This is a genomic window from Streptomyces sp. NRRL WC-3549 (assembly GCF_000721935.1).
In the GTDB taxonomy this organism is placed as follows: domain Bacteria; phylum Actinomycetota; class Actinomycetes; order Streptomycetales; family Streptomycetaceae; genus Streptomyces.
This window is the reverse complement of sequence record NZ_KL585396.1, coordinates 18084-27673: the sequence shown is the minus strand read 5'-3', so window position 1 is coordinate 27673 and position 9590 is coordinate 18084. Positions and strand designations below refer to the sequence as shown.

The 9590-nt window shown below is 73.4% G+C and carries 9 protein-coding genes and 1 pseudogene; 8 read left to right on the top strand and 2 right to left on the bottom strand.

Features of this window, described 5'->3' with window-relative positions:
- Window positions 1-761, bottom strand: a 761-nt coding sequence (locus tag IH13_RS0114030) for a phosphatase PAP2 family protein (protein ID WP_037841323.1), incomplete at its 3' end; no start/stop codon positions are given.
- 165 nt (window positions 762-926) lie between these two features.
- Here IH13_RS0114030 and IH13_RS40800 point away from each other — a divergent pair.
- The 8 genes and pseudogenes from IH13_RS40800 to IH13_RS0113995 form a co-directional block, all read left to right on the top strand.
- Window positions 927-1544, top strand: a pseudogene (locus IH13_RS40800) (TetR/AcrR family transcriptional regulator); the annotation flags it as partial.
- 117 nt (window positions 1545-1661) lie between these two features.
- Window positions 1662-2669: an SPFH domain-containing protein gene (locus tag IH13_RS0114025; RefSeq protein ID WP_031084337.1), complete on the top strand. Its 1008-nt coding sequence runs from the start codon at window positions 1662-1664 to the stop codon at window positions 2667-2669.
- Window positions 2666-3565, top strand: a complete 900-nt coding sequence (locus IH13_RS0114020) for an NAD(+)/NADH kinase (protein WP_031084336.1) — start codon at window positions 2666-2668, stop codon at window positions 3563-3565. The genes IH13_RS0114025 and IH13_RS0114020 overlap by 4 nt, the downstream gene beginning before the upstream one ends.
- Before the next feature lie 47 nt (window positions 3566-3612).
- The gene (locus tag IH13_RS0114015) at window positions 3613-4101 is read left to right on the top strand and encodes a nucleotide triphosphate diphosphatase NUDT15 (protein ID WP_031084334.1); all 489 of its coding nucleotides are present in this window, start codon (window positions 3613-3615) and stop codon (window positions 4099-4101) included.
- Window positions 4102-4174: 73 nt separating this feature from the next.
- Entirely contained in the window at window positions 4175-4669 is a 495-nt protein-coding gene (locus IH13_RS0114010; RefSeq protein ID WP_031084332.1) for an FBP domain-containing protein, read from the top strand.
- 771 nt (window positions 4670-5440) lie between these two features.
- Window positions 5441-5761, top strand: coding sequence for a hypothetical protein (locus IH13_RS0114005; RefSeq protein WP_031084330.1), 321 nt, complete (start codon window positions 5441-5443; stop codon window positions 5759-5761).
- Window positions 5758-7428, top strand: coding sequence for a (2,3-dihydroxybenzoyl)adenylate synthase (locus IH13_RS0114000; protein WP_031084328.1), 1671 nt, complete (start codon window positions 5758-5760; stop codon window positions 7426-7428). The genes IH13_RS0114005 and IH13_RS0114000 overlap by 4 nt, the downstream gene beginning before the upstream one ends.
- A gap of 36 nt (window positions 7429-7464) precedes the next feature.
- Window positions 7465-8097, top strand: coding sequence for an isochorismatase family protein (locus IH13_RS0113995; protein WP_031084326.1), 633 nt, complete (start codon window positions 7465-7467; stop codon window positions 8095-8097).
- Window positions 8098-8354: 257 nt separating this feature from the next.
- On the opposite strand, the gene IH13_RS0113990 is transcribed toward IH13_RS0113995, so the two are convergent.
- On the bottom strand, window positions 8355-9437 hold the full coding sequence (locus IH13_RS0113990; RefSeq protein WP_031084324.1) for an Ldh family oxidoreductase: 1083 nt from the start codon (window positions 9435-9437) through the stop codon (window positions 8355-8357).
- Between the last annotated feature and the right edge of the window lie 153 nt (window positions 9438-9590).

The following is a 9590-nucleotide window of genomic DNA, read 5'->3' as shown; positions in this document are numbered from 1 at the left end:
ACCACGGCCGGCCGGGAAAGGGGCCGCCGGGCGGGTGCGTGCCCCGGCAGCCGGAGTCCGGCGTACGCGACCACGATCAGCGCGGTGACGACGATGGCGTCGAGCCAGTAGTGGTTGGCCGTGCCCACGATGACGAGCAGGGTGACGAGCGGGTGCAGCAGCCACAGCAGTCGCCACCGGGAGCGGGTCGCGACGACGAGGCCGACGGCGACCGCGAGCGCCCAGCCGAAGTGCAGTGAGGGCATCGCGGCGAACTGGTTCGCCATGGAGTCGGTGGCGGGCGTGTCCCCGTACACCGACGGGCCGTAGACGTGGCCGGTGTCGACGAGGCCCGCGACGGGCAGCATCCGGGGCGGTGCGAGCGGGAAGAGCAGGTGCAGGGCGAGCGCGGCGCCGGTGAGGACGGCCAGGACGCGGCGGGACCACACGTAGTGGCGCGGACGGTGCCGGTACAGCCAGACCAGGAAGAGCAGCGTGGCCGGGAAGTGCACGGTCGCGTAGTAGGTGTTGGCCGCCTGGACCAGCGTGGGGCTGTGCAGCAGGGCGCCCTGGACCACACCCTCACCCGGCAGGTGCAGGGCGCGTTCGAGGTCCCAGACGTGTCCCGCGTTACGGAAGGCTTCCTCGACGTGGCCGTTCGCGGCCTGCCGGCCGAGTTTGTACACGAGGAAGAGTCCCGCGACCAGAAGGAGCTCGCGGAGGAGGGGCGGCCGGGCGAAGCCGTCCGGGTCCCGGTCCGCGGGCCCGTTGCGGGTGTGCATCACCCCGTGCCCCTTTGCTGACGAAACGCTGTGACGACGTGGGCATGGTCGGTTCATGCCACATCGATACGCCAGTGTACCGATACGTTCCCGTATCGGTACACGCGCGTATCGGTACACTGGCGTATCGAAGGCCGTCGAGCCAGATCCCAGAGAGGCAGGCAGATGTCGTCGCCCGGTTCCGCCCAGGAGTCAGCCCCCGCGTCCCGCCGGTCGAAGATCACGCCGGAGCGGGCGCAGGAGCTCTACACGGCCGTCCTGGACCTGCTCCGGGAGAGCGGCTACGCCTCACTGACGATGGAGGGTGTCGCCGCCCGCACCCGGTGCGGCAAGTCCACCCTGTACCGCCAGTGGGGGTCGAAGCCGGAGCTGGTGATGGCCGCGCTCCACGGCACGAGCAGGACGCAGCTCTCCACCATCGACACCGGCAGCCTCCGCGGTGACCTGTTCGCGGTCGCGGCGACCTTCGACGGCACCGACCGCGACACCGCCCTCATGAACGCCCTCACCCACGCCGCGCTGCAGAGCCCCGAACTGCTGAGCGCGATGCGCGAGACGCTGATCGCACCCTCGGTCGCGGCCATCGACGCCATGGTCCGGCGCGCGGTCGAGCGCGGCGAGGTCGCCCCGGACAACCCCGCCGCCCCGTATGTCGCCGCGCAGCTGCTCGGCATCATGCGGGCCAGGCCACTGCTGCTGGGGCGCCACTCGGGCGAGGGCTTCCTCGTCCGCTTCATCGAGTGCGCGGTCCTGCCCGCACTCGGCCTCCCGGCCTCCCCGCCCGCGCCCCTGTCTCTTATACACCACCGGCCTGCTACTTTCCCGCTCCCCCTTTTCGTCCACTTGACGATATGCCGGACGCCCCGTTATCGTCATAGCGACGAGAAAGAGGGGGCCGACATGGCCGACATCACCCGGCGCTTCGGCTGGCGCCATCTGCGCTCCGCACCCACCGCCCACATCCGCCACCACCGGCGCGGCCGGCTCACCCACGACGGACCCGGGCTCAGCTTCTGGTACCGGTCCCTGTCCGCCGCGCTCTCCGAGGTCCCGGTGAACGACCGCGAGCTGGCCATGGCCTTCCACGCGCGAACGGCCGACTTCCAGGACGTCACCGTGCAGGCCACGGTCACCTACCGCATCAGCGACCCGGCCCAGGCAGCCGCCCGTCTCGACTTCTCGGTGGACCCCGACACCGGCGTCTGGCGCGGTGCCCCACTGGAGCAGATCGCCACCCTCCTCACCGAGACGGCGCAGCAGCACACCCTGGACGTACTGGCCCGCACGCCGCTGGCCGCCGCCCTGACGGACGGCGTCACCTCGGTGCGCGCCGGTGTCGCCACCGGGCTGGCAGCCGAACCGCGGCTGCCCGCCACCGGGATCGAGGTGGTGACCGTCCGCGTCGTCGCGATCCGCCCCGAGGCGGAGGTGGAGCGCGCCCTGCGCACCCCGGCCAGGGAACAGATCCAGCAGGAGGCCGACCGGGCCACCTACGAACGCCGGGCCGTCGCGGTCGAGCGTGAGCGCGCGATCGCCGAGAACGAGCTCGCCAGCCAGATCGAACTGGCCCGCCGGGAGGAACAACTGGTCGACCAGCGCGGCACCAACGCCCGCCGCGAGGCCGAGGAGAAGTCCGTGGCCGACGGCATCCGCGCGGAGGCCGAGGCCGCCCGTACGGTGCGCCTGGCGCGCGCGGAGGCGGAGGCCGCCCGGGACACCGGAGCGGCCCGTGCCGAGGCCCAGGCCGCCTGGCTGCGCGCGCACGCCGAGGTGGACGCGGGCACCCTGCACGCCCTGGCGGCGAACCGGCTGGCGGAGAACCTGCCCCGCATCGACAGCCTCACCCTCTCGCCCGACGTCCTCACCGGCCTGCTCGCCACGCTCGGCAAGCCCCGGGCGGCGGCGTGAGCCTGGCCCCGCGCGCGGTGCTCGTCCACCGGACCACCGAGTACGAGGAACTGCTGGCCCGGCACGGGACGCACGGGCAGGCCGCGTTCTTCCTCTCCAGCCGCGGCCGGTCCATCGAGGAGGTGGCCGCGCGGCACCACCGCCATCAGCGGGCCCTCACCGAGGTGGCCGCCGCGGTTCCGTTGCAGTGGCGGCGGACCCGGGTGGAGCGGGCGGACCTGGACCGCTTCCTCTTCGGCCCCGAGGACGTGGTCGTGGCCGTGGGCCAGGACGGCCTGGTCGCCAACGCGGCCAAGTACCTGGCCGGCCGGCCGGTGGTGGGCATCGACACCGACCCGGGCCGCAACCCCGGCGTCCTCGTACGCCACCGGCCCCGGGACACGGCGGCGCTGTGCCGGGCGGCCACCGCGCCGGGCGGGCGGACGGAGGCGCTCACCATGGTCGAGGCCGTCGCCGACGACACCGAGCGGCTGCTCGCCCTGAACGAGATCTGTCTCGCGCCCCCCGGCCACGGCACCGTCCGCTACCGCATCGGCGGCACCGGCGCGGTTCCGGACGGGGAGCCCCAGGCCTCCTCCGGTGTCCTGGTCGGGAGCGGCACGGGCGCCACCGGCTGGCTGCGCTCCCTGTGGCTGGAACGCGGCAGCGCCCTGCGGCTGCCCGCCCCCTCCGATCCCCGGCTGCTCTGGTTCGTCCGCGAGGCGTGGCCCTCGCCGGCGACCGGCACCTCGCTGACCGCGGGCGAACTCGGGCGGGCGGAGAGCCTGGCGCTCACCGTGGAATCGGACCGGATGGTGGTCTTCGGCGACGGGATGGAGTCCGACGCCCTGGAACTGACGTGGGGCCAGAGCGTCCGGGTGGGGATATCGGACACTTCGCTCCACCTGGTCGTGTGAGGATGACCACCGCGCACGCCACCTGCCGACCCTGGGAGAAGCCGCACATGACCACCGGCAACGGGGATTCCCTCACCCGCAACACCCGCCCGCCGCTCGCCCAAGCCGCGTTCGGGGTGGGGGTGGTGGTCCAGGACGGGCAGGGGCGGATCCTGCTCGGCAGGCACCGGGACGGCACCTGGGAACTGCCCGGCGGCAAGGTCGACCCGACGCACGAGTCGGTCGCCGCCGCCGCGGCGCGCGAGCTGCGCGAGGAGACCGGGCTGGACGTCCCGGAGAGCGCGGTGACGGTCTTCGCGATGCTGCACGACGTGGTCGCGGGGATCAACCGCATCACCATGGGGGCGCTGGTCACGGTGGAGTCCGGTGTCCCCGAGGTGACCGAACCGCATCTGGTGAGCACCTGGCGGTGGAGCGGGGCCGAGTCCCTGCCCGGCGCCCTCTTCGACCCCTCCGCCCAGATCCTGGCCGTCTGGCGGCCTGATCTCGGCATCGCGCATCCCCCGGCGCACCACCTGCCCATCGCGGCCGGCTGACCCCGCCGCCCCACACTCCCTACAGCTCTTAATCATTTGCCTAAGGTGTGTAGGCAGTTTTAGCCTCGTGCCCATGAGAGCCCTCAGTGAGCAGGACATCCGCACATCGTTCGTCAATTGTTCGAAGGGGGAGGCGAAGCGCCTGCCCCTCCCCCGGGACATGGAGGAGCTGCCCTGGGACGATCTCGACTTCCTGGGGTGGCGGGACCTCTCGGCACCGGACAGGAGCTACATCGTCACGGAACGGCGCGGAGAGCTCGTGGGCATCACCCTGCGCTTCCCGTCGCAGTCGCGGGGCTTCCTGCACCGCAGCATGTGCTCGGTCTGTCTGACCACCCACCCGGGCAACGGGGTCTCGCTGATGACCGCCCGCAAACGGGGACAGGCGGGCCGGGACGGCAATTCGGTGGGGATATACATCTGCACCGACCTCGACTGCTCCCTCTACGTACGCGGCAAGAAGCTGCCGGCGTCCGGCCGGCGTTTCGAGGAGTCACTGACCGTGGAGGAGCAGATCGGACGGACCAGGGACAAGCTGGCCGCTTTCCTGGACACCCTGTCCGCCTGAGGCCGGATGCCCGCAGGGCCGCCCGAGGCGGGGCGCCTGTGGGGCCACCCAGAGCCGGATGCCCGCGGGGCCGCCCGAGGCCGACCGGAGCCGGACCTTCCCCGCCGCACTCGATGACGCCCCCGCGCACGCCCCCCGCCCGACGGCGCCGGCGCGGCTCGGGCCACCGCTTCGGCGAAGACCGGGCTCCGGGCAGCGGCCGCGCGGGGCGCCGACAGCGGGCCGTCCGGCCGTTCCAGGAGGGCCGGGCCCCTTGGCCGCCGGCCTCGGCCGTGGTCCCGCACAGGGGCACTCGCCGCACCGCGTACGCACCCAGGCCCACCCGGCCGACGGATCGCGGCCGACCGCCCGCAGCGGACGCCCATGCCCGCCCGTGGAATCAACCGCCCTCCCGCCGGCCGTCTTTCGCACGGGCGGGATTCGGCTGCTCCCGGCACCCCCCTTGCGCAAACCGCATAAGGGTAGCCTAACCTAATCCCCAAAGCCCGGTTCTGGCGGGCACCCGGACTTCGTCATGCCCTGAAACGGCGTCATGTACGTTGCCTCCTCCGGCGATCCGCCGGGACGCCGAGCCGGAACAGCCATCGACACGCGACGCACACGGAGATTTCAGGCCATGGCGCCCAGCTCGTTCCTTCCTCCCCGGCGCCGCCCTGGACGGTGTGCGGGCAGCCGGCTCCGTGCGCGACGGCATCCGGAAGTCCCGGGTCCCGTGAGCGCCCTCCACGACCCCGGCGCCGCACCTTCCTCGGCAGCGGGACCACCGCCGAGGTGCCGCACGGCACCCGCCCGGTGGCCCTGCGCGTGCGTGAGCTCCTCGACGCACGACGGCGCACGGGCGACCCCGCGCCCCTGGGCGTCGGCGCGCTCCCCTTCGCACCCGACGGCGCGCCCGCACTGCCGGTCCCGCGGTCCGTCCGCCGGGCGCCCGCCCTGCACGAGGACCCCCTGATCACCTTGCCCGGGCCTGACGCGGGGCACGTGCTGTCCGCCGGTGCCGGTGTGGTGGCCCGGCCCTCACCCGACGCCGAGACCGCGGAGGCCGGCGCCGAGTTCCGTACCTTCCTCAACGCTGTGGGAGCGACCCTGTGACCCTCACCCCGACGCCCGGCACCGACGCCCCGGAGGCCGACGCACCCACCTGGCCCGCCGAGTTCGCCGAGCGCTACCGCGCGGCCGGGTACTGGCGCGGCGAGACCTTCGGCTCCGTGCTCGCCGAGCGCGCCGCCGCCCACCCGGACCGGATCGCGGTCGTGGACCCCGCCCCCGAACGCCGGGTGTGGACCTATCGTGACCTGGAGGAGCGCTCGGCCCGGCTGGCCGCCGGGTTCGCCGCGCGCGGCATGGCCAAGGGCGACCGGGTCGTCCTCCAGTTGCCCAACGTCGGCGAGTTCGTCGAGGTCGCCTTCGCGCTGTTCCGCATCGGCGCCCTGCCGGTGTACGCGCTGCCCGCGCACCGCGAGACGGAGATCGCGTACTTCTGCTCGTTCACCGAGGCCGTCGCCTACGTGATCCCCGACAGGCACGCCGGTTTCGACCACCGCGACCTCGCCTCGAAGGTCAAGGCGGGCACCCCCACGCTGCGCCACGTGTTCGTCGTCGGAGAGCCGGGCGAGCACACCCCGCTGTCCGAGGTGCCGTGCGAGCCTGACGGCCTGCCCGAGGGCCCTGCCCCGGACGACCTGGCGTTCCTCCAGCTGTCGGGCGGGACGACGGGCGTGCCCAAGCTCATCCCCCGTACGCACGACGACTACATCTACTCGCTGCGCGGGTCCGACGAGATCTGCGGCGTCGACGCGGACACCCGGTACCTGGTCGTCCTGCCCGCGGCGCACAACTTCCCGATGAGCTCGCCGGGCTGGCTGGGCACGCTGTACGCCGGCGGCACGGTCGTGCTCTGCCCCCGTCCCGATCCGGCGACGGCCTTCCCCCTCGTGGCCGCCGAGCGCGTCACCATGACGGGTATGGTGCCGCCGCTCGCCCTGCTCTGGACCCAGGCCGCCTCGGAGACCGAGCACGACCTCTCCAGCCTCGGTCTGGTCCTCGTCGGCGGCGCCAAGTACAGCGAGGTCGCGGCCCGGCGTCTGGAGCCCGCCCTGGGCTGCCGGCTGATGCAGGTCTTCGGCATGGCCGAGGGGCTCGTCAACTACACGCGCCTGGACGACGACCAGGAGACGGTCGTCACCACCCAGGGACTGCCGATCTCCCCGGACGACGAGATCCGCGTCGTCGACGACGCGGACGAAGAGGTCCCGGACGGCGCCTACGGCCATCTGCTGACACGGGGTCCGTACACCATCCGCGGCTACTGGCGCGCCCCCGGACACAACGCCCGGGCCTTCACGTCCGACGGTTTCTACCGCACCGGCGACATCGTGCGCCGCACCCCGTCCGGTCACCTCGTCGTCGAGGGCCGCGCCAAGGACCAGATCAACCGGGGCGGTGAGAAGATCGCGCCCGAGGAGATCGAGAACATCATCCTCGCCCACCCGTCCGTGCATGACGTCTCCCTGGTGGGCGTCGCCGACGAGTACCTCGGCGAACGCTCTCTGGCCTACGTCATCCTGCGCGAGGGCGCCGAGCCGCTGAAGGCGCCCGCCGTCCGCCGGCTGGTCCGCGAGCGCGGTGTCGCCGCCTACAAGGTCCCCGACCTCGTCGAGTTCGTCGACTCCTTCCCCCAGACCGGAATCGGCAAGGTCAGCAAGAAGGGTCTGCGTTCCGACGCCCCCTCCGGCGGCTCCACCCCGCTCCAGCCCTGAACCCGCTCCGCACGGCATCGAAAGGCCCTCTCCCCCATGGCACTTCCCACCATCGCTCCCTACGCCCTGCCGACCGGAGCCGAACTGCCGGCCAACCGCGTCGACTGGGCCGTGGACCCGGCACGCTCCGTGCTCCTCGTCCACGATCTGCAGAACCACTTCCTCGGCGCCTATCCGGCCGGTGAGCAGCCGCTGACCGGGATGCTCGACAACACCACCCGCATCATCGGGCAGTGCCGCCGAGCCGGTGTCCCGGTGGTCTACTCGGCCCAGAAGGGCGGCCAGAGCGCCGAGGAGCGCGGCCTCCAGCTCGACTTCTGGGGCCCCGGGGTGGCGGACGACCCCGAGGCCCTGGCCGTGCCCCCGGTGGTCGCGCCCGCCGACGGGGACATCGTCCTGACCAAGTGGAAGTACAGCGCCTTCGTGCGCACCCGGCTGGAGGACGTACTCCGCGAGTCGGGCCGCGACCAGCTGGTGGTCACCGGGGTCTACGCGCACATCGGTGTCCTGATGAGCGCCGCCGACGCGTGGATGCGGGACGTCCAGGCGTTCGTCGTCGCCGACGCGGTGGCCGACTTCTCCCGGGAGGACCACGACATGGCGCTGCGCTACGCCGCAGGCCGGTGCGCCCGTGTCCTCACCACCGACGCCCTGCTCAAGGAGATCTGACCGCCCGGGGGCGGTCAGGGCCACCGCAGGCCGCCCCCCGGCCCCCGCGGTGCCGGGGGGCGGCAGGCGGAGCAGTCGCGGGTCCCGTGCCGGGATGCCGCACCGCCTTGTCGCCCTCGGGGGCGGAACGGCTTCGGGGCACCCGGCGCGCCGCTCGCCCGGCGCCTGGCGTGCCTGTCCCGTCCCGGGCCGCGCGCGCCCGTGCGCGGTGCACGAACCGGCCCGCACGCCGGGTCGCGCACCGCGCACCGCGCGGGTCAGCCGGGGTCGCCGACGGGCCTCGGCGGTACGACGCCGAACGCGTCGGCCCTCGCGAGGAGCTCACGCCACACCTTCGGCGCCACCGGTATCCCCGCACGGCCGCGCTCCGCCGACAGGGCCGCCGAGCGCTCACCCGGGTAGAACACGCCCGAGGCTCCGTCCGCCACCGGAAGGCCCTTGAGCGTGCCCAGCGTGGTGTCCACCGCCTCGGTGAACGCGTCGGCGCCGCCGAACGCGGCCGGGTCCACCGCGATCAGCAGGGCGTTCTGGCGGTGCTTGCGCCCCTGCGGGTCGTCCGAGTGGAACGACGCGAAGATGGGTGCCCCGACCAGCACGCTGGTGAGCAGCTCGAAGGCGAGCGACATCCCCGAGCCCTTGGCTCCGCCGAGCGGCAGCGGCATGACCGCCTGGTCCGGGTCGGTCGTCGGCGTACCGTCCTCGGTGGCCGCGGCGCCTTCCGGCAGCGGGGTGCCGTTGGCCTTCGCCTGGCGGATCCTGCCCAGCGCGATGGTGGCGGTCGCCATGTCGAGGAGCAGCGGGGCGTGGGTCGCGGCAGGTACGGCGATGGCCAGCGGGCTGGTCGCCACCGCCGCGCCCTTCACCCCGGTGTAGCCCATGTTGGGCATCCCGGAGACGAACCCGATGCCGATCAGGCCCTGTTCGGCGATCCGGGACACGTAGTAGCCGATGGCACCGGTGTGCACGGTGCGGCGCACTGCGACGGTGGCGATGCCGTACGTCCTGGCCCGGTCCACCGCTTCTCCGGCCGCCCGGGTGAGGGCCACCGGGCCCGGCGCGCGGTCGGCGTCGAGGATCGCCGCCGCCGGTGTCGTGGACCGGACCGTGATCTCCGGCCGGGTGTTCGCCACACCCTTGGCCAGCAGATCGAGGTAGGCCGGGACGCGTGCGGTGCCGTGCGAGTCGACTCCGCGCTGTGCGGCCCACAGGAAGACGTCGGCCGTGGTGCGGGCGTCCTCGGCGCCGAGGCCTCCCTTCTCCAGGAGGGCCGCGGTGAATTCCAGCAGGTCCTCGGCGGGGACCAGGGGCTTGCCCGGTTCGGGGGCAGAGGGGTCGGTCATGGTGGCTGGTGCCTCCTGTTCAGCGGGTGACGAGGACGTCGACGACGGCGGTGGTGCCCTCCGCCACCGCCTTGAGCGCGCGCTCCAGGGCGGGGACGAGCGCGTCGGGGGTGTCGACGGTCTCGGTGTGCATCCCGAACGGCTCGGCGAAGG

Bases quoted from the DNA above. Each gene is read 5' to 3' on its own strand.
- IH13_RS0114025 (WP_031084337.1), top strand. From the start codon at position 1,662: ATGGCCGACATCACCCGGCGCTTCGGCTGGCGCCATCTGCGCTCCGCA.
- IH13_RS0114015 (WP_031084334.1), top strand. From the start codon at position 3,613: ATGACCACCGGCAACGGGGATTCCCTCACCCGCAACACCCGCCCGCCG.
- IH13_RS0114010 (WP_031084332.1), top strand. From the start codon at position 4,175: ATGAGAGCCCTCAGTGAGCAGGACATCCGCACATCGTTCGTCAATTGT.
- IH13_RS0113995 (WP_031084326.1), top strand. From the start codon at position 7,465: ATGGCACTTCCCACCATCGCTCCCTACGCCCTGCCGACCGGAGCCGAA.
- IH13_RS0113990 (WP_031084324.1), bottom strand. From the start codon at position 9,437: ATGACCGACCCCTCTGCCCCCGAACCGGGCAAGCCCCTGGTCCCCGCC.